This window comes from Hyphomicrobium sp. MC8b (assembly GCF_905067615.1).
GTDB lineage: Bacteria > Pseudomonadota > Alphaproteobacteria > Rhizobiales > Hyphomicrobiaceae > Hyphomicrobium_B.
In genome coordinates this window covers 3876417-3897078 of the sequence record NZ_LR898465.1, presented here as the reverse complement: position 1 = coordinate 3897078, position 20662 = coordinate 3876417, and the positions used below count along the sequence as shown (strand labels likewise).

Genomic DNA, 20662 nt, shown 5'->3' with positions numbered 1-20662 from the left:
ATTCTTCGGAACTTTTCCTCAGCGTGTTGCGCTCGCCCCTCTGACCCGCCATAAGGTCCGGCAACGCGGACGTGGTGGAACCGGTAGACACACAGGACTTAAAATCCTGAGACGGTAACGTCGTGAGGGTTCGAGTCCCTCCGTCCGCACCATTTGTCGAATTGACAACGATCGCGGGTATGTACGCTGGTGCCAACTCGCATTTCCAAACAGAGTCGTAAGCGCCTTGCGAAAGCGTGAATCGATAGCCCAGCTTGCCGAACACGCTCTGCGCCTAGCGCAGGTCGGCGAATTCGAAGGCGCCGCCGCATTTTTCGAGCAAGCCATCGCGCTCGACGCTGGCAATCTCGATCTGCGATACAACCTCGCTGTGGTTGAAGAAAACTTGGGCCACATCGGCAAGGCCGCGTCGCTGCTCATCCAGGTGTTGCAACGCAAGCCGGCGAGCCCGTTCGCGGCGGCTTCGCAGTTGTCGCGGCTGTTCACCCGCTATCGCGTCGACGACGGTGCCGTTTTGACGGCCGCGGGCTTGAGCACCGCGCTGCAAACCCGCGACGTCGCGCTTCAGCCGATCACCGAGGCGGGCCTGCAATGGCTGTCGACGCAGAACGCAGATTGGCGTGATGGCATTCGTCGTATTGCAAGCGGCGAAAAGAGTGAGCTGGAAGCGGGCCGCGCTATCCTCGGTAAGCTACGTCACCTCGGCCGCGCCGAACACGAAATGCTTTGCCTCTGCCTACGCGAGGGCATCGTCAAGAGCATCGACAACGAACGCCTGCTCACAGGGGTGCGCGCAGCGATCCTGCTCGATGGCGGCCGCACGTTGTTCGACGACCGCGATCATTTTAATCTTGCGCTGGCACTGATGGTTCAAGGCTGGAACAACGACTTTGCCTGGGCCGAAACCTCGCAAGAGACAGACGCAATCTCCGCCTTGGAGATCGAGCGCGCCGCGCTGCTGGCGGCCGATATGCCGACGACGCGCGCGTTCCTGTGCGCGGCCCTGTATCGACCGCTGGAGGAGATCGTGTCGCCACCGCTCGGCGTGGACGATATGCGCGTCTTGAAGCCGAAAAGTTTCCGCGAAACGCTCAGCGCACAAATTCTCGAACGCGCCGACAGAGACGCTGCCGCCAAGTCGATCCCGGCAGTCGGTGCGCTTTCTGATGCAACCTCGCTGAAGGTTGCGCGCCAGTACGAAGCCTCGCCCTATCCGCGCTGGAAAACGGTTCAGCGTTCGGCGCCCGGTGCGCTGCAACGCTACCTCGGCCGCTTGATGCCTGCAGATTGCTTTGCGTTCATGGACAAGGAATGTGACGTCCTGATTGCGGGCTGCGGCACCGGGCAACAGGCTTTGATGTCGGCGACGGCGCATGGCCCCAAAGCGCGGCTGCTCGCCATCGACATCTCGCGGGCGAGCCTCGCCTACGCCGGCGTCATGGCCGCGCGTGAGAAGGTCACCAACGTCTCGTTCGTCCAGGCCGACATTCTCGATGTTGCACGCCTGGAACGGCGCTTCGATCTCATCTATTGCGTCGGCGTTCTGCACCACATGGCTGACTGGCGTGCAGGCTGGCGCGCATTGCTGTCATGCCTGAAACCGTCGGGGTTGATGAACATCGGGCTCTACAGCGCGACGGCGCGGCAAGGTCTTCGCGATTTGCGCGACCACCCCGATTATCCCGGCGCAGGTTGTACGGATTCTGCTGCGCGCATCTACCGCCGGTCGCTGCTGCTGCGTGATGATGGAACTGCGGCGAGCTACGTCAAGCAAAGCCGCGATTTCTATGCACTCAACACATTCCGCGATCTCGTCCTGCACGAAAGCGAAGCAACCGTGACGATCGAGGAGATAGCACAGTTCCTCGATGATGAAGGCCTCGTGTTTCGCGGTTTCGCATTGGACGCGAACGTGCTGCAGGAATTCGCAACTCTGTTTCCCGCCGCCGCCCCCGCCGGCACACTTGCCGACTGGGCGGCTTTTGAGCTGCTGAAACCCCACACGTTCGACGGCATGTACTACTTCTGGGTCGAACGTCAGGACAAACCCGCCGCCGAATAAGGGAATTGCGTCGCGTCATGCAAAGCGCCTGGCGAACATGACGCAAACCACGACCACGCCCGTTGCCGCGATCATTGTCCAGGCGACGGGCTCGTGCAGCACAAGCCCTGCGAACGCGAGGCCGAGAAACGGCTGCAGCAACTGCAGCTGACCGACGCTTGCAGTGCCTCCGATTGCCAGTCCATGATACCAGAAGACAAAACCGATAAGCATGCTGAAGACCGAGACATAGGCCAGGCCCATCCACGCGGCCGATCCAATGTCGGCCCACGACGATGGCAGCGTCGCAATCGCAATCAGCAACATTGCCGGCGCGGCAAAGACCAGCGCCCATGATATGACTTGCCATCCGCCATACTGGCGAGCGAGTTTGGCGCCTTCGGCGTAGCCCAAGCCGCAAACGATGATCGCGCAGATCATCAGAATATCACCGACGGGCGACGCACTTCCCTCGTGACCGAAGGCGAAGCCGGCAACCGTCGCGCTTCCCACGATTGAGAAGAGCCAGAACAAGGGCTTCGGTCGCTCGCCCCCGCGCACGACGGCGAAGATCGCAGTCGCAAGCGGCAAGAGACCGATAAACACGATCGAATGCGCCGACGTGATGTGTTGGAGCGCGATCGCCGTCAGCAACGGAAATCCTATGACGACGCCCGCTGCCACGATGCCGAGCGGCAGAAGCTCGCCGCGGTCGGGCTTTTTCTGCCGCAGAGCGATCAGCAGCATCGCCGCCAGCAGGGCAGCGATGACGGCGCGGGCGGACGTCAAAAATAACGGAGAAAATCCAGAAACGGCGACGCGCGTCGCCGGCAGGGACCCGCTGAAAATGATCACGCCGATCAGGCCGCTGATCCATCCGTCGGCCGAGGATTTCATATCGCCTCCCATAGTGCTGAAGGCCGATAGACTTAGATGGGGCTGACTGGCGCGCCCAGACACAATGCAGTACAATTTCAAGAAACTGTACTGATACAAAAAGCCATACACATGAAGAAATTGAAGAATCGCAGCGCAACCCGCACCGACGCCGTCATGCGCGAGATCCGGGCCAAAGTCGCAAAACGCACTTTGGCGGTCGGAGACCGATTGCCGTCCGTCCGCCGGTTCGCGGCGACAATGGGTGTCTCCCCGTCGACCGTTGTCGAAGCTTACGACCGGCTGGCGGCCGAGGGCCTGATCCGGGCGCGGAAAGGTTCCGGCTTCTACGTGTCGGGAACGGCGCTGCCGCCGCTCGCTTTCAAGGAAACCGGCCCCAAGCTCGATCGCGCCGTCGATCCGTTTTGGGTTTCGCGTCAATCTCTCGAAGCGGATGCACGCGTCTTGAAGCCGGGCTGCGGTTGGCTACCGTCAGATTGGATGCCGGGCGAGGACTTGCGTCGGGCCTTTCGCAAGTTTGCGCGCGCCGACGATCATCTGCTGACCGAATACGGCAGCACGCGTGGAGCGATAAATTTGCGCCGCCATCTGCTCGCGCGCTTCGCAGAAGACGCGCTTGAGTTGACGCCGGATCAGCTTCTGCTGACCGCATCGGGCACGCAGGCGATTGATCTGATTTGCCGCTTCCTGCTGCGTCGGGGCGATACGGCTTTGATTGACGATCCCTGCTACTTCAATTTTCGGGCGCTTTTGCGCGTGCATCAGGTGAAGATCGTTGGCGTACCCTATACGCCGTCGGGTCCAGACGTTGCACGTTTTGAAGCCATCCTCGCTTCCGAACGGCCGCGCCTCTACATCACCAACTCCGCGCTGCATAATCCGACCGGTGCAACGATGTCGTTGCAGACCGCTCATCGCCTGTTGAGTGCGGCAGAGGCGCACGACCTGACGATCGTCGAGGATGACATTTTCGCCGATCTCGAACCCGACCCGTCTCCGCGCCTCGCCGCATTGGACGGTTTGAGACGCGTCATTCGTATCGGTAGTTTCTCGAAGACACTTTCGGCGTCCCTACGCTGCGGTTACATCGCCACGCGGCCCGACTGGATCGAAGATCTTGTTGACCTCCAGGTCGCGACCAGTTTTGGCGGCCCGAGCCCCGTCGCGACCGAAGTGCTGGCCGACGTGCTCACCGGCGGCGGCTATCGCAAGCACATGGATGAGCTTCGATCGAAGCTGGCAAGGTTGCGCCGTCGGACGTCAGATAAACTACGTGATTTGAACATCGAGCCGTGGGTGATGCCCCGCGGCGGCTTTCACCTCTGGTGCAAGCTGCCCAATGCACGGGACTCGGCGGCTGTCGCGCGAGCGGCGCTTAAGGAAGACGTTGTGCTCGCTCCAGGAAACGTTTTCAGCGTATCGGATACCGCGTCGGAATTTCTGCGCGTCAACGTCGCACAATCGACTGATCCGCGGGTATGGGACGTTATGCGCCGCGCCATCGACGCCGGAAATCGCGGGGCGGCAGAATGATATTTGTCGCGTGACCGATTACCCTCGCGACGCCGTTGCTAAAGAATTTTCAAATACGCACGCAATTCATACGCGTCATTCACTGTGGGAAAGAGTTCCGCTTGTTTAAGCGATAGTGTGGGCCTCGGGCTGTCCCTTGCCACTTTGTAACGCGATTTGTCGGGCAGGCAGCGACGGAACTGCCTTTCTGAACCGTCGTTAATCGGGGGCGACGACTGGCCTCGGATACTTTGCATAGAAACGCATTAGGAAACGGACGTATCGCGGATGCGTGCCAAAAGTTTTGTCCTGCCGATAATCATCGCGCTCGTTGCGGGCGCGGGTTATGCGGCGTGGATGCGCGAGCATCCTGCCGACGCCGAAAAGAAGAAACCGGAAGAAGCCGTTCCCGCCACCGTCGCGACCGCGGAACGCAAAGACTTTCCCGTTTACTATGACAGCTTAGGCAACGTGCAGGCGTGGAATACCGTGACCGTGCGTTCGCGAGTCGATGGCGAGATCGACAAGGTTGCGTTCCAGGAAGGCCAGTTCGTCAAGGCCGGAGATCTTCTGATCCAAATCGATCCGCGGCCGTTTCAAGCGACACTCGATCAGGCCGTCGCTAAAAAAGCTCAGGACGAAGCCGACCTCGTCAATTTAAAACGCGATCTCGATCGTTTCGTGAATGCGGGACCGTTGGCGTCAACGCAACAGCAGATCGACACGCAGCGCTCGGCCGTGAATCAGCAGGAAGCATTGATCGCGGCCGACGCCGGCGCCATCGACGACGCCAAGGTGCAGCTCACCTATACGACGATCCGCGCGCCGATCTCGGGCCGCATGGGGTTTCGCCTGGTCGATCAAGGCAACATCATCCACGCGACCGACACCGGCGGCGTCGCGACCATCGTGCAGATCGAACCGATTGCCGTGATCTTCACGGAGCCTGAGCAAAAGCTTTTGAGCATCCTCGATCAGTTGAAGCACGGCGCTCTGCAGGTCGCTGCCTATACTCCGGATGGTAAGCGCGAACTGGGCAAGGGCGAGTTGTCGCTCGTCGATAATCAGGTCGACATGACGACGGGCACGATCAAGCTCAAGGGAAAATTCGCCAACGCCGATCATGTGCTTTGGCCCGGCCTCTCGGTGTCGACGCGATTGCTCATCCGAACGGAAAAGAACGTCGTCGTCATTCCCGACGCAGCCGTCCAGCGCGGCCCTGAAAATTTGTTCGCCTACGTTGTGCGTCCCGACAATCGGATCGAGATGCGCAAACTTGTGATCGGTGAGATCCAGAATGGTGAAGCCGTGATCAAAAGTGGCGTCGAACCCGGAGAGCGCGTGGTTACATCCGGCTACTATCGCCTTGCGCCCGGAACGCTCGTTGATTTGACGGAGCAGAATAACCGCAAGGAAAAGGCCGCGCACACCACCGCGTCAGTTATGACCGCGCCAGTAAAGCGCCCGTCCGGCGAGGCCGAGTAACATGGACAGCGGCGGCATTTCAGGTCCGTTCATTCGCTACCCGATCGCGACGTCGCTGATCATGGTCGGCATTCTTTTCGTCGGCGTGATCGCATTTATGAATCTGCCGGTCGCGCCGTTGCCGCAGATCGATTTTCCGACCATCCAGGTTTCGGCCAATCTTCCCGGAGCAAGCCCCGAGACGATGGCATCGAACGTCGCGCAGCCCCTTGAACGGCAATTCGCGCAGATTCCCGGCGTGACGCAAACGACGTCGACCAGCGGCCTCGGCGTCACGACCATCGTCGTGCAGTTCGATCTCGATCGCGATATCGACGGCGCGGCCAACGACATTCAGTCCGCGATAAACGCCGCTGGCGGGCAGTTGCCGCAAGACCTTCCGCAGCCGCCGATTTATCGCAAGGTCAATCCTGCGGACAGCCCGATCCTGCTGCTTTCCGCCACCTCCGACGCCATGCCGCTGACCGAGGTTGACGACAACGCCGATACAAAACTCGCGCAGCAGATCAGCCAGATCAACGGCGTCGGTCAGGTCGTGATCGGTGGCGAGCAAAAGCCTTCGATCCGCGTTCAGCTCGACCCCGCGAAGCTCTACGCCCGCGGCCTGACGCTCGAAGATGTGCGAACGCCGCTCTCGATCACCACGGTGAACAGCCCTAAGGGCTCAGTCCAATCCGCCAATCGCGGCTATACGATCTACACCAACGATCAGTTGACAGACGCGAAGTCCTGGGACGACGTCATCATCGCCTACCGCAATGGCGCCCCGATCCGCATCAAGGACGTCGGCAAGGCAATCGTTGGGCCGGAAAACGATCAGGAGGCGGCGTGGGCCAACAACAAGCGCGGCGTCTTCCTGATTATCTTCAAGGAGCCGGGCGCCAACGTCATCGAGACAGTCGATCGCATCAAGGCCGAGCTGCCGCGGCTTCAGGCGGCGATGCCCAAGGCGCTCAAGGTGCATATTCTGAGCGATCGCACGCAGACGATTCGCGCGTCCATCGAGGATGTCGAATTCACACTGCTGCTCTCGGTGGCGCTCGTTGTTGCCGTTATTTTTGTTTTCCTGCGCAGCCTTTGGGCGACAATCATTCCCAGCGTGACGGTACCGCTGGCGCTGTTCGGCGCCTGCGCGCTGATGTATGTCTTGGGCTACAGCCTCGACAACTTGTCGCTCATGGCCTTGACGATCGCCGTCGGCTTCGTCGTCGATGATGCCATCGTCGTTCTCGAAAACATCGTGCGCTACGTCGAAGACGGCGAAAAGCCGTTCGATGCGGCGATGAAGGGGGCGCGCGAAATCGGCTTCACCGTCGTCTCGATCAGCATTTCTCTCGTCGCCGTCTTCATCCCGTTGCTGATGATGGGCGGCATTATCGGCCGCCTGTTCCGCGAATTTGCGGTCACCGTCACAATGACGATTGCCGTCTCTGGCTTCGTCGCGCTGACACTGACGCCGATGATGGCCTCGCGCTTCCTGAAAAGCGAAAAGGAGGTACAGCGCGGCCGCCTTTACAAACTGAGCGAACGCGGCTTCGACGCGCTGCTCAATGGCTACAGCCGCGGCCTCGATTTCGTTCTTCGCCATCAGTTCCTGACGCTGATGACATTCTTCGCGACGTTGGGGTTGACCGCTTATCTCTTCGTCACCATCCCGAAAGGCTTCTTCCCGCAGCAGGATACCGGCCTCATTATCGGCATCTCCGAGGCGGCCGAAGACACCTCATTCGACGCCATGATGAAGTATCAGGAGGAAGTCGGCAAAGTTGTTTCCAGCGATCCGGCTGTCGCGACAGTGGCAATGGCAATCGGCGCCGGCGGAACGACGCCCGCGCTCAACAGCGGCCGCGTCTATATCACCTTGAAACCCAAGTCCGAGCGCGATGCGTCGGCATTCCAGGTCATCCGCCGTTTGCAGCCGAAGCTCGCAAAGCTCGAAGGCGTTCGCCTCTTCATGCAGGCGGCGCAGGATGTGAATGTCGGCGGCCGTGCGTCGCGCACGCAATTCCAGTACACGCTTGAGGACGCCGACACCAACGAGCTTAACACCTGGGCACCGCGAATCCTCGGAAAACTGAAGACGCTGCCGACGCTCCGCGACGTCGCGACCGATCAGCAGATGGCAGGCACGACGCTGAAGGTCGAAGTCAATCGCGATCAGGCCTCGCGTTACGGCCTGACGCCCGACGAGGTCGATGCGACGCTTTATGATGCGTTCGGCCAGCGGCAGGTCGCGCAGTACTTCACCCAGCAGAACAGCTATCACGTCATCATGGAAGCATCGCCCGAGGTGCAGGCCGACCCCCACAGCCTCCACAAGCTTTACATCCACTCGCCGACGACCGGCGGCCTCATCCCGCTCGGAACGATCGCTTCGTGGACGACACGGAAGACCGAACCGCTGTCGATCTCGCATCAGGGGCAGTTTCCGGCGGTAACGATCAGCTTCAATCTCGCGCCCGGCGCTTCGCTCGGCACGGCGACCAACCAGATCAGGGCCGCAGAGCGCGAGCTGCGCCTGCCGGCCTCGATGCAGACGACATTCCAGGGCAACGCTCAAGCCTTCCAGGCATCACTGACGACGATCCCGCTGTTGATCGCGGCAGCACTTTTCGTCGTCTATCTGATCCTCGGTATCCTCTACGAGAGCTACATTCACCCGATCACTATCCTGTCCACGTTGCCATCGGCGGGTGCGGGTGCGCTCATCACCTTGATGCTATTCGGCTTCGACTTCAGCCTGGTCGCCATGATCGGCGTTATTCTGTTGATCGGCATCGTCAAGAAGAACGGCATCATGCTCGTCGACTTCGCCATTCACGCCGAGCGCAACGAGCACCTGTCGCCGGTCGAAGCCATCCGCAAGGCGGCTCTGCTGCGATTCCGCCCGATCATGATGACGACACTTGCGGCGCTGCTCGGCGGCGTCCCGCTGATGATCGGTGCTGGAACAGGCGCTGAAATCCGCCAGCCGCTTGGCTATGCGATGGTCGGTGGTCTTGCGATCAGCCAGATCCTGACGCTCTTCACGACGCCGGTCATTTTTCTGTACATGGATCGGTTGTCGAACTGGCTGACGAAATCGGCGGAGGACTCTAAGGCGCCGAGTGACAAGGCGGGTCCTGCGAACGCCGCGCCCTCGCCATAACCGAAGCCGCTAATGGCTCCAGACGAACCTATACTTCGCGCCGAACGAAACGGTGAACTGATCCGGCGATCCCGCTTCGCTGACCAGGGGCGAATCCCCGGCGCTGCCGACCAGCCGCTCGTATTCGAACGACGCCATCGTCGAGAACTGTTCAGTCCATTTGTATTCGCCGTAAAGGCCGGCCCCAGCCGAGCGCACGCCCGCAGACGCTTCGTATTTCGAAAGGTGGGCGCTTTCCGCCTGCGCCGCATTCAAACCGTAGTAGGCATTCATGTAGTCGCTGTCTGCGATCGACAGTCGCGGACCGGCGGCGACCGTCCATTGCGTGGTCGGATGCCACACAAAATCCGAGCTCAGATCGAAAACCCAGCCTTCAGCACCATAGACGGCGTTGCGCGCTTCCAGGCGCGTGCGGAGCCATTCCGCCGGCCAATATTCGACGAAAGCGCCGATCTCAAGCGAAAGGTCAACGCCCGTGTTGCCGATCTCTTTCAGGCCGCGATCGCGCGTATTGCCGAAGTCCCAGCGGATCTGACCGACGGGACCGGCGCGGAAATTATCGGTCGAGAACAGTTCGTAATCGATGCCGTCGTTCGGCAGGCTCAGCCATTCCTTATCGCCGACCCGATGAAAGTCGACGATGGGCGAGCCGCCCAGATCGTAATGGCTTGAACCGGAAAACTCCGGCGAGATATTTCCCCAGGCGCCGAGCGTGACAACCCAGTCGGACGATGCCGTTGCGATGGTCGGATTGGCGATTGAGTTGTCGAACGGGCCGTCGGCGAGCGCCGCATGCGGAGCAATGCAGGAGACCACCGCCGCCAAGAAACCGCTGCAGGCAACGGACACCCGACGCTGAACGCGTGATGCCGCTAGGCCATCCAAAGCAACGGACTTGCCCCGATTATGGGCCATAAAACACTCCAACAGCGCCCATCGGGATATGGTGTACGCGCCCTATTGGGAAAATTAAAGAACCATAAATTCGTAAAAAAGATGTTCTGACGACCGCGAGACGGCGGCGATGACACAGATCAAGAAGCAGGAAACGGCGGCTAACAACTTGAGCCATCGCGAAATTCCGTCCGTCCAATGAGGATGATCCCCTGGTTGCGGCTCAACGCGCGATAGGGCTTTCATGTTCCTTATTTTCTGCAGTCCGCGTTTCAGGCAGCAGCAGCACAACTGCCAGGAAAGCCGCCAGCCCGATGCACGCCAGCGTCAGGAAGGCCGTCGATGCTCCGAAATCGTAGGCGATGATACCCGCCAGCGTCGTGCTGATCGACGCGCCGACGCCCATCGCGATGCCGACAAATCCGAGCGCCAGATTGAAGTTCCCCGACGTTCGCGTGACGTCCGCGACGGCGCCCGAAACCAGCACGCCGAGCGCCGCCGCTGAGATGCCGTCGAGGCATTGGATCGCCACCATGACGACCGGGTCCGAACTCGATGCCAGCAGCGCGGCTCGTATGGGCAGCGCCGCGAAGCCCAGCATTAGCAACGGCCGCCGCCCATGCCGGTCGCCATAGCGCCCGATCCATGGCGAGATCATCGCCACGACGAATTGCGGAACGATGATGCACAACGCGACAAGGATCGTCGCGGCGTCGCTCGCACGCTGCGTAATGAGATTGGCGACGAGCGGCATGATCGACGCATTGGAAAGGTGAAACAGCGATACCGTTCCGGCCAGGATCAGCAGCGGCCGGTTCGACGCCAGCGTCCGTACCGCGTCGAGAATATCGTAATGCGCTTTGGGCTTCGGCGTCACTTCCTCGCGATGAAAGTCGGCGGGCGAGATCAGATAAAGCGAAAGCACCGCCGGAACAGTCATCGCCGCCGCGACGAAGAACACAGCCTGGCTCGAAAGATAATAACCGCACGCGCCCATGCTCGCCGCCGCGATCATGCTGCCGAGCGACGCAAACCGCGCGTTTCGACCGAGCCGCTCGCCGATCAGGTTATGCCCGACGAGCCCCAGGCTGATCGCCGCGAGCGCAGGCCCGGTCACGACGCTCGCGAGAGAATGAAAGACTTGCGCGAAGAAGACCGCGGTAAACTGCGGCCAGATCGCAATCGAAAACGCCGACGCGCCGATCATCAGTGTCGAGGTGGCGGCAAGTGTCCGTTCCCGTCCCATCGCATCGACAAGTGCGCCGCCGGGCACCTGTCCGATGAGCGCGATGATGCTGCCGACCGTCAACACAAGGCCGATGTCGGCGCTCGTCCATTTTTCCGACGTCAGATAGACGGTGAGAAACGGGCCGAACCCGACCTGGGCATCGGCGAGGAAAAACGCAAAGCCGTCGACGCCGAGTTGGCTCCTGCCTGTCGGCCTGATACCCGCGCGCCGCCAAAACCGAGCGATGCCGCGCATGGCGTCAGTCCGGCGCGCAAAGCAGATGAATGTGACCCCCCGCGCTGACGGCCCTCATCATTTGACCGGAGCAGAAGTGGTAGACGGTCCTGAAGGTTGTGGCGGCCCGGGCTGCGCCGAGGGCGCCGGCTGTGCAGGGGGAGCAGAAGCGCCGACGATCACCACCGGCTCGCCCTGATGGTATTCGGGCGTCACGCGCAATTCGTCCCGCGTCATGCTGAGCGTGATGCCCTTGGGCGAAAACTGCAGCGTTCTCCATGCAACCGCTATCTTCCGCGATCCTACGCCTAGGAAGCCGCCGAAATCGATCACCGCCGCCCGCACCTCGCCGCTGTGGCTGACGAGAATATCGGTTATCTGCCCGAGCTTCTCGCCCTTCGCACTCGTCACGTCCTTGCCAAGCAGGCTTTCGACTTTGTTGTCATCGACTACGACGGCGGGCATATCGCCGGGCGTCTGCTCGTCGGGCTTCTTGCCCGCATCGGCAGGGGCTGTCGCGTGCTGGTCCGGCGGGGCGGTGGACGGCGGCTGCGCTTCAGGAGATGCCGTGTCCGCGCGCGCTACGCCCGCCGCGGCCAATGCGAACATTGCCGCAAGCATCAAGGAAACACGCGCCGTAACCATAACACGCATCGGAAGGTCCCCATTCCATGCTGAAACGCGAGGCATTGCAGCCTCGCGCTCGATTTGCCCACACTCGGCGGCCAAGAGGAAACCGCCGAGCATGGCGCAAGTTCCGCCTTCGCTAACTTTCACAAAGCGCAAAGCTGCGGACGCATGATCACTGGAACCGTGGCGACCTGATTGGCAGGCCGGACTTTTTCTGCTTAGAAGCTGCCCCGGCGCCGCAAGGCGATGCTTTCTGGAGATATTCGCACATGAAACTTGTTCGCTTTGGCGCCCCAGGTGCCGAAAGACCCGGCATTCTCGATACCAATGGCGAAGTTCGCAATCTCTCGGAAGTCATCCCGGATTTTTCCGGCGAATATCTCTCGCCGGCATCGCTCGATGAAATTCGCAAGCTCAATCTCGCGTCTCTGCCGCTCGCGCCGAAAGACGCACGCCTCGGCCCGCCGGTCGCCGACACGCATAACTTCATTGCCATCGGCCTCAACTTTGCCGACCACGCCAAAGAGACCGGGCAGGAGATTCCAACCGAGCCGATCCTGTTCAACAAGGCGACGACGTCGATCTGCGGCCCAGACGATGATGTGATGATCCCGCGCAATTCGCGCCATCTCGATTGGGAGGTCGAGATCGCGTTTGTCATCGGCACGCGTGCCCGCTACGTCGATGTGCAGGATTGGGCAAAATACATCGCGGGCTACTGCATCTGTAACGACGTGTCGGAACGCCGCTTCCAATCGAAGCGCGGCGGCCAGTGGGTCAAGGGCAAATCCGCCGAGACGTTCGGGCCCATCGGTCCGTGGCTCGTGACCCCCGACGAGATCACCGATCTCGACAACCTGACGATGACCCTAGACGTCAACGGCGAGCGCAAGCAGACCGGCTCGACCTCGACGATGATTTTCCGCATCCCGACGCTGCTCGCTTACATCACCGAGTTCATGGTGCTTGAGCCCGGCGATATCGTCACGACCGGCACGCCGCCGGGTGTGGGGACAGCCCGCAATCCAAAAGAGTTCTTGAAGGCCGGCGACGTCATGGAACTGAAGATCGACGGCCTCGGCACGCAGCGCCAGAAAGTCGTCGACTTCAAGCTCTGAACGGTCGCCTTTCACAACGTCATCCCGGCGAAGGCCGGGATCCAGTCAAGCTTCGGCGCGAACCGTGTAAGTCGCTCAGTGCGCGCTCACGCGTCGTCGCCGGGCTCGCTGTCGCTATCGGATGGCCGATAGAAATTGCGGAAATCCGAACCTGTTCGCATCGCGAGCCGCTGGCGGATTTCGTCCCACGACCGCGGATTGTCGAGATCCAATCGCCCGAGCGCTTCGCGCACGAACTTCAGCTGATCCTTGAGATCCTGCTCGCCGTGCGCGAGGCCGTCGTCCGGCTGTGCCGCAGTCTCGAGTTCGTCGATCAGATATGTGACGAGACTCATCTCGGGAAACAGCATGTAGAGCGAAAGGTCGTCGCGCACAGCCCCATCGATCCCTTCAAGGATCGACAGTTTGCGCTCGTCACCGCCGGTTTCGCTGCGAAGTCTCGAATAGGCTTCGCTCAAGAGCCGGTCTTGCTCGTTTTGGAAATCGCGCAAAAGGAAGCCGAGATTTTCATTTTTCTTGCTGTGCGCATTGAGCGCTTTCCACGCTTCCCGGATAGCATCGCGCGACTGCGGCTGACTGAACCGGTTATCGACGATGTCGGATCGTAGGTGAATGGCTTCGAGCAGCACTTCGCGGAAATGCGCTGCAAGCTCCTGCTTTTCTTCGCGCGTCAGAGGCAACAAGCCCGGCAGGGCAGGCGGCTCGCGGCGCCGTTCAATCTCGGGGACGCTGCCTTTGGGCTGTGGCGGCAATTCCGGCTTCGCTTCGCGCAAGATCCCGGCGTCAATGGCCGGACGCTCTTGAACGCCCTCGAACCGCGCCCGATCTCGCGCATAGGCTGCGCTTTCCGGTGCCGTCGCGCGGATGGTCAGCAGCGTCTCATAAAGCGCCGGGCGGATGTAATAGCGGTCGTCGATCTTGACGTCGGGCGCAACGGCCTTCACCGCCGCCCCCGCATTCATCACGCGGCGGACGACACGCGAGTCATAGTCGTTGGTGATCTCCGACAGCGTCACCATCGACGTGAAGCCTTCCGTCTCCCGGATCGGCTCCAGCGTATTGAGCACGATTTCGGAATGCTCGCGCGGATGCGGCGCTAGCGCGGCCGATACAAGCTGGTCGAGCCGCGCTTTGTCTTTAGCGGAAGCGTCGGTCTTGAACTGCTTGTCGCAGATCGAAGACAGATACTCGCGCAACTCGCTGCGCACGCGGTACCGCTCAGGGTTATGGCTGATCGTCTCGACCGCGCCGATATCGGCGCCCGCCGTCAGCACCATGCGTACGCGATCGGCTTGTGAGCGTTCCATCGCGCTCAAATCGGCGAGTGCCGAAAACCCGTCTTGATTGGTGATCGGCCTGAGCGACGTCAGCGTCAGCCACGCCGTCTCATGCGGATGCGCGCCGAGCGCGGCGTTGATCGTTGCTTCAAGCTGCGCGCCGGATCGCGATCGATAGCTCGGAATATCCGACAGCGGCGAGCGCACGGCATTGGCGCCGAACAAGCCCGACATGAAAATCAAGCCGTCGAGCCCGATCGCGATTGCCAGCGCCAGATAGGCGAGGTGGTTGCCGTCTTGGAATGCATTGAGCGTCACGACGAAACGGTGCGCCTTGTCGTCGCGCGAAAGCTCGATGCGGTTGATCTCGGTCCGCAGCGCGTCTGTGTCGTGGCTCGGCAGCGCGCTGTCGGACAGGCAGCGCCGCGCGAACGCGAACAGCGCGTCGGTCGACGTGTTGGCGTTGAGCTTGTCGCCGCCCGCGCAGGTATTCTCGAAAACTTTCGTGCCCGCTTGCAGCGCGAACAGCGTGCCTGCCGCATCGGCCGTCGTCTTCGGATCGCAGTCGATGCCGGAGACAAGCGACTTCGTTTCCGGCGTCGCCTGCATCGCCGTATAGATATCGCCGCACATCTGCTGCACGCTGTTGAGATGCGCGACTGTCGGATCGGCGCGGAACTCTGACCGGATGCGCTCGAACAGCGGCAGGATCCGCGTCGGATCGATCTTAGGCCCAGCATCCGTTTGCACGCTGTCCTGGGCGAGTTTGATCCGCTGCTCCGCCGTCTGGGCTTCGCCCTTGTACTTGGCGAGATCGCCGTCGAGCGTCGCAAGTTCGGTGTCGATAGACGATAGCCGCGTTTCGACCGTGCTCAGACGTTTCTGCGCATTCGCCATGCGCTCTTGCGCGATTTGCGCCGCGCCTTGCAGTGTGGCGAGCTCCGCCATGCGCTGGCGATACAGTGGCCCGCGTCCGGCCTTGCCGCTGCCTTCCACGCCCTTGTCTTCGGCCAGAGCTTCGACGCGCTTGGCATCGACGTCCTTCAGCTTCTGATCGTAGTCGGCCTTTTTGGTCTGATAATCAGCCGCCAGTTCGGGGCGCTGCGCCGCAAGGCTCGCTTTTTCGTCCGTCAGCGAAACCTTGCGATTGGCGAGGCCCGCTTGCCCTGCCTGCGCCGACGCCATCCGCTCCTGCTGCTCTTGCACGGCACGGCGACGCTCTTCGATCTGATCGTTGACGAACTTTTCGATCACGGCCTGCGATTGCGTCGCGGCCTGTGTGATCTTCTCAAGCTGCACGTCGTAATCTTTCCACGCTTGCGTCTTGAACAGCTCATCAGCCAGCGCCGCATGACGCGCCGCGATCGCCTGCTCGATATCGGTGATGATGCCCGAGACCTGGTTCTGCGCGCGCAGTTCGGCTGCGCGCACGCGCTCCGACTGCGGGAAGATCGACGTGAAGAAACTATCGAACGAGAAGAACACGCTCGTCGCCATGCAGGCGAGGAACATCAGCCACAGCATCGAATTGCGCAGGATGATGCGCACGACCTGGACGTAAGGGCGGACGATGTCGCTCGCCGCATAGAGCGCGAACAGCGCCACGAGCAGAAGCCCGGCCCCGAACATCAGGAACTTGTTGCCCGCCGTCGACCAGTCGATATCGGACAGGCCAGTCGCCTGCCGGCCGTCGCCGCTTCCCGACCACTGCAGAAACAACACGAAACAGGTGAGGAACAGCAAAAGCCCGATGAAGGTGCCGATCCACGGCTGCGCGCCCGAGCTTGCGAGTGCTGATTGTCCCGGTCGCGATTGCCGGTTCATCCCCGTGGCGAAACTCTCGCCGATCAGCCACGCGACGATCAGCATGATGCCCTGGATGCCGAACGTCACCATGCCGGAGAGCAGGGGCTCGCCGGTGAAATTGTACATGCCTTCCCATGTGCGCCAGCCCGCCGCGGCAGAAAGCACGAGGCCGGTCGTACCGAGTAAGGCTAAGCGCCAATTGGAAAAAATCGTTTCTTCGATGGCGGTCCTCAGCCGTCGCGCAATCCGGCTGCGCAGCAGGAGGGTGAGGGTGCAGGCAATGACAACGGCAATACCGATCGGACGGGCATTCTCCGCCAGTCTGTCGATCAAAAACTTGACGTCCATCCTGAAGTCGTTCCCAGCCAGTGCGCCCGTCGAATCGCCGGCCGCGTTGGTTAAAATTGCGCGCCCCAGCGGGCTGATTGGCGGCGACATTAAGACGAAATGTGCTCATCGGATGAACTTCTTTTGAGAATCTCACCCATTCCGCCAGCCACCGGCGCATTTTACCTTGGTCGCGCCGCACGGGGATAAAATAAGGCATGCGGCCCTTGAACCGGATGGTCCGCCATCCCGACATGTTATATCGTCCGGAGAGGCATCAGTTCCACGGTTTGCCCTTCGGCCGGGCTCCAGAGGATGACCATGATAGCGAACGCAGCCGACGAGCAGAGGGCAAGGGACCGCTTGAAGACATCTCTTGAGCAGGCGACCGCGATTTTCGCTGAAAAGAATATCCGGTTCACCGACCTTCGCCGTAAGGTTTTCGAGGAGATCGCCTCGACCCAGGCCAGCGTCGGTGCTTACGAGGTCCTCGACCGGCTGGCCAAGAAGGGCACGCGCCTCGCCCCGATCTCGGTGTACCGCGCCCTTGATGCGCTGCTTGAAGCGGGCGTCGTCCATCGGCTTGAAAGCAAAAACGCTTATTTCGCCTGCCGGCGCATGGACAAGCCGCGCACCGGCCGGCCGCCGATCTTTCTGAGCTGCGAAAAGTGCGGCGCCGTGCAAGAGGTCGACGGCGACGAGATCTTCCGCGCCATCGACACGGCTGCGGCCAACACCGAATTTGAGACCCGCGTCCGCTTCGTCGAAGTCTCGGGCACGTGCCGCGAATGCGCCGCCGCCCGCCGCACGGCCTGACACGGAGACTGCCGTTTTGTCAGCTTTGGACGACGCACGAGGGAAGGCCCTCACGGAGGAGGCCGCAGCGTGTAGTTGCGGCCACCATCACGAGCACGCGCCTTTACAGGAAAAGGCTCGACCCTTCGATACGACTGCGTTGATCTCGGCACGCGGCCTGGCGATGACCCGCGGCAGCCGCGAGGTGCTCTGGAATATCGACCTCGATGTTCACCGCGGCGAGATCGTCACGCTGATCGGGCCGAACGGCGCGGGCAAAACGACACTCGTCCGCCTTCTTCTCGGCATCGAACGGCCGACCCGCGGACACATCGAGAAGGCGGCTTCAACCCGCATCGGCTACGTCCCGCAACGCTTCGATGTTGATTCCACAATCCCGATGACAGTCGCCTCGTTCCTGGCGCTTGGTGCGAACGTCACGACCGACGAGATCATGCGCGCCTTGGAAGAAACGGGCGCCGCTCGCACACTCACTCAGCAGCTTTCGAAGCTGTCCGGCGGCGAAACACAACGCGTTCTGATCGCCCGCGCGCTGCTGCGCCGTCCCGATCTTCTCATCCTCGATGAACCGGCGAGCGGCGTCGATTTTACCGGTGAAGCCGACCTCTACGACATGATCGGCAGCTTGCGCGACCGCCACAATCTTGGCGTCCTGCTCGTCTCGCACGATCTCCATGTCGTCATGGCGAAGAGCGATCGCGTCATTTGCCTCAACGGCCACGTCTGCTGTTCCGGCAAACCCGAGGATGTGTCCCAACACGCGTCATACGTCCGTATCTTCGGGCCGCACGCCGCAACAGCGCTCGGGGTCTATCGCCACCACCACGATCATCAGCATGGCTTGACCGGCGAAACCGAGCCGCTCATCGAACCGGCGACGCAAACGCCAATGCCGGGGCGAGGCACCTGAGTGATCGCTGGACTTGATCCTTTCATTTGGCGCGCCTTCTTCGCGGCAGTCGGCTTGGCTGTCATCGCGGCGCCGCTCGGCTGCATCGTCGTCTGGCGGCGCATGTCCTATGTCGGTGAAACGCTATCACAGGCGAGCTTGCTCGGCGTGGCGCTGGGGCTCGCCGCCAACATCAATCTGACGCTCGCCGTCGTCATCGCCGCAGTCGCCGCTGCGGGCGTGCTGACGCTGCTCGGACGGCAGAAAACGGTGCCGCTCGATTCCGCGCTCGGCCTGACGCACCACGCGACGCTGGCGCTCGGCATCGCCGCGATCTCGCTCGTCAAAGGTCCGGGCATCGACCTGATGAGCTACCTCTTCGGCGACGTTTTCGCGGTCACGTCCGGCGATCTCGTCTGGATTTACGTCGGCGGCGCCGCCGTCATGGCCGTAACGCTCTATCTATGGAAGCCGCTCGTCCGCCTGTCGCTGCACGAGGACCTCGCGACCGCCGAGGGCATCAACCCGCGCGTCTCCCGCGCTGCCTTCGACCTCTTGCTGGCCATCGTCATAGCGGTCGCCATGAAAATCGTCGGCGTTCTGCTCGTCATGGCGTTTCTTGTCGTTCCGGCCGTGGCCGCCCGGCCACTATCCACAACCCCGGAGCGGATGGCCGTCCTGGCCGCCGCAATCGCGATTTTGGGCGTAATTCTGGGCCTTTGGCTGTCATTATCGAGCGACGTTCCCGGCGGCCCTTCAATCGTCATAGCGCTGTGCACAATCGCGGCCATATCACTTCTGGCGGGAAGCGCGAGAGGGCGCTAGAACTCGGGGCCCCAGGGACGGGACCAGGAGCGGGACCAGGGACGGGAAAGGCAATTCGATGTTGCATAGCGACAGCATCACGATGAAACCGCGCCACAAGACCACAGCGGTGACGGTCGGCGGCGTGCAGGTCGGCGGCGGAGCGCCGGTCGTCGTGCAATCGATGACCAACACCGATACGGCGGACGTCGCCTCCACGGTGAAGCAGGTCGCAGACTTGGCGCGCGCCGGTTCGGAGCTTGTCCGCATCACGGTCGATCGCGACGAAGCCGCCAAAGCCGTCCCGCACATTCGCGATCAGCTGCGCAAGCGCGGCGTCAACGTTCCGCTCGTGGGTGATTTCCATTATATCGGCCACAAGCTTCTGGGCGAAAATCCGGACTGCGCCGAAGCCCTCGACAAGTACCGCATCAATCCCGGCAACGTCGGCTTCAAGGACAAGAAAGACAAGCAGTTCGGCGCCATCATCGACATGGCGATGACGTACAACAAGCCGGTCCGCATCGGCGTCAACTGGGGCTCGCTCGACGCTGAGCTGCTGACGCATTTGATGGACGAGAACGCCAAGTCCGCCGAGCCGAAACCCGCACGCAGCGTCATGCACGAAGCCATGGTGCAGTCGGCGCTGATGTCGGCGCAGCGTGCCGAGGAAATGGGCCTTAACGCCAACAAGATCATCGTTTCCGGCAAGGTTTCCTCGATCCAGGATCTCTTGGCCGTCTACGCCATGCTCGCCGACCGCTGCCGCTACGCGCTGCACCTGGGGCTGACAGAAGCCGGCATGGGCTCGAAGGGCATCGTTGCGTCTTCCGCTGCGCTGGGCATTCTCTTGCAGCAAGGCATCGGCGATACCATCCGCTTCTCGCTGACGCCCGAGCCCGGCGGCGACCGTACACAGGAAGTCCGCGCCGCGCAGGAGCTGCTGCAGACGATGGGTCTGCGCTCGTTTGTGCCGGTTGTCGCGGCATGCCCCGGCTGCGGCCGCACGACATCGACCGTATTCCAGGAACTGGCGCGCGACATCCAGGATATGATCCGCGATCGTATGCCCGACTGGAAGACGCAGTATCCCGGCGTCGAAACGCTGAACTTCGCCGTGATGGGCTGCATCGTGAACGGTCCCGGCGAGAGCAAGCACGCCGACGTCGGCATCTCCCTGCCGGGCACGGGAGAAAGTCCCGCCGCCCCAGTATTCATCGACGGAAAAAAGGCCATGACGCTCCGCGGTCCCAATATCGCCGGAGATTTCAAGGCCATCGTCGAGGACTATATTTCCCGCCGCTTCGGCGCGGGCGCCGTTGCCGGTGGAGAGGCTGCCGAATAGCTGCCCTTCCGATTAAGCAAGAAAGCGGCTATTTCTTAAGTAATTCTTGGAAAATCGCCGCCTAAGTGCGGCGTTTGCGACGTTGCTGCGCTCGCATTGCGGTCGGTCAATGATGTATCGAAGCGGACGATTACGACCGCTTCCCCAGGGACCCTCCGCCTTGCGGACGCGTTGCTGATGGATGCATGAGCATCCGCCATCAAGGATATTT

Annotated in this window: 14 protein-coding genes and 1 tRNA gene; 10 read left to right on the top strand and 5 right to left on the bottom strand. The window is 61.6% G+C overall.

Annotated features, from left to right (window positions below; translation table 11 throughout):
- Nucleotides 1-65: 65 nt before the first annotated feature.
- Nucleotides 66-152 (top strand) — tRNA-Leu (locus ACLB1Z_RS18660).
- A gap of 74 nt (nt 153-226) precedes the next feature.
- Nucleotides 227-2062: a methyltransferase domain-containing protein gene (locus ACLB1Z_RS18655; RefSeq protein WP_409561181.1), complete on the top strand. Its 1836-nt coding sequence runs from the start codon at nt 227-229 to the stop codon at nt 2060-2062.
- A 15-nt stretch (nt 2063-2077) separates the two neighbouring features.
- Here ACLB1Z_RS18655 and ACLB1Z_RS18650 read toward each other — a convergent pair whose 3' ends face one another.
- Nucleotides 2078-2938 carry a DMT family transporter gene (locus tag ACLB1Z_RS18650; protein ID WP_409561180.1) on the bottom strand — a complete coding sequence of 287 codons (861 nt, stop codon included), beginning with the start codon at nt 2936-2938 and terminating at the stop codon, nt 2078-2080.
- Nucleotides 2939-3049: 111 nt separating this feature from the next.
- Between ACLB1Z_RS18650 and ACLB1Z_RS18645 the strand changes: the two genes are divergently transcribed.
- The 3 genes from ACLB1Z_RS18645 (at nt 3050) to ACLB1Z_RS18635 (ending at nt 9083) form a co-directional block, all read left to right on the top strand.
- Nucleotides 3050-4471 (top strand): PLP-dependent aminotransferase family protein, encoded by a 1422-nt coding sequence (locus ACLB1Z_RS18645; protein ID WP_409561179.1) that lies wholly within the window; start codon nt 3050-3052, stop codon nt 4469-4471.
- 267 nt (nt 4472-4738) lie between these two features.
- Nucleotides 4739-5935: an efflux RND transporter periplasmic adaptor subunit gene (locus ACLB1Z_RS18640; protein ID WP_409561178.1), complete on the top strand. Its 1197-nt coding sequence runs from the start codon at nt 4739-4741 to the stop codon at nt 5933-5935.
- Between the two features lies 1 nt (nt 5936).
- Nucleotides 5937-9083: a multidrug efflux RND transporter permease subunit gene (locus ACLB1Z_RS18635; RefSeq protein WP_409561177.1), complete on the top strand. Its 3147-nt coding sequence runs from the start codon at nt 5937-5939 to the stop codon at nt 9081-9083.
- Nucleotides 9084-9092: 9 nt separating this feature from the next.
- Here ACLB1Z_RS18635 and ACLB1Z_RS18630 read toward each other — a convergent pair whose 3' ends face one another.
- The 3 genes from ACLB1Z_RS18630 to ACLB1Z_RS18620 all read right to left on the bottom strand — a co-directional run bounded on the left by ACLB1Z_RS18630 (nt 9093) and on the right by ACLB1Z_RS18620 (nt 12093).
- The gene (locus ACLB1Z_RS18630) at nt 9093-9998 is read right to left on the bottom strand and encodes a MipA/OmpV family protein (protein WP_409561176.1); all 906 of its coding nucleotides are present in this window, start codon (nt 9996-9998) and stop codon (nt 9093-9095) included.
- A 202-nt stretch (nt 9999-10200) separates the two neighbouring features.
- Nucleotides 10201-11460: an MFS transporter gene (locus tag ACLB1Z_RS18625; protein ID WP_409561175.1), complete on the bottom strand. Its 1260-nt coding sequence runs from the start codon at nt 11458-11460 to the stop codon at nt 10201-10203.
- Between the two features lie 57 nt (nt 11461-11517).
- The gene (locus ACLB1Z_RS18620) at nt 11518-12093 is read right to left on the bottom strand and encodes a PRC-barrel domain-containing protein (RefSeq protein ID WP_409561174.1); all 576 of its coding nucleotides are present in this window, start codon (nt 12091-12093) and stop codon (nt 11518-11520) included.
- Between the two features lie 245 nt (nt 12094-12338).
- Between ACLB1Z_RS18620 and ACLB1Z_RS18615 the strand changes: the two genes are divergently transcribed.
- Nucleotides 12339-13187, top strand: a complete 849-nt coding sequence (locus ACLB1Z_RS18615) for a fumarylacetoacetate hydrolase family protein (protein WP_409561173.1) — start codon at nt 12339-12341, stop codon at nt 13185-13187.
- Nucleotides 13188-13273: 86 nt separating this feature from the next.
- Here the strand turns inward: ACLB1Z_RS18615 and ACLB1Z_RS18610 are convergent, their stop codons facing one another.
- The gene (locus tag ACLB1Z_RS18610) at nt 13274-16618 is read right to left on the bottom strand and encodes a hypothetical protein (RefSeq protein WP_409561172.1); all 3345 of its coding nucleotides are present in this window, start codon (nt 16616-16618) and stop codon (nt 13274-13276) included.
- A gap of 300 nt (nt 16619-16918) precedes the next feature.
- On the opposite strand from ACLB1Z_RS18610, the gene ACLB1Z_RS18605 reads away from it, so the two are divergent.
- The 4 genes from ACLB1Z_RS18605 (at nt 16919) to ispG (ending at nt 20451) form a co-directional block, all read left to right on the top strand.
- Nucleotides 16919-17413, top strand: coding sequence for a Fur family transcriptional regulator (locus ACLB1Z_RS18605; protein ID WP_013949693.1), 495 nt, complete (start codon nt 16919-16921; stop codon nt 17411-17413).
- A 163-nt stretch (nt 17414-17576) separates the two neighbouring features.
- The gene (locus ACLB1Z_RS18600; RefSeq protein WP_409561171.1) at nt 17577-18323 is read left to right on the top strand and encodes an ATP-binding cassette domain-containing protein; all 747 of its coding nucleotides are present in this window, start codon (nt 17577-17579) and stop codon (nt 18321-18323) included.
- On the top strand, nt 18324-19127 hold the full coding sequence (locus ACLB1Z_RS18595; protein ID WP_409561170.1) for a metal ABC transporter permease: 804 nt from the start codon (nt 18324-18326) through the stop codon (nt 19125-19127). It begins immediately after the preceding gene.
- Nucleotides 19128-19185: 58 nt separating this feature from the next.
- Entirely contained in the window at nt 19186-20451 is a 1266-nt protein-coding gene (gene ispG / locus ACLB1Z_RS18590; RefSeq protein ID WP_013949690.1) for a flavodoxin-dependent (E)-4-hydroxy-3-methylbut-2-enyl-diphosphate synthase, read from the top strand.
- Nucleotides 20452-20662 lie beyond the last annotated feature (211 nt).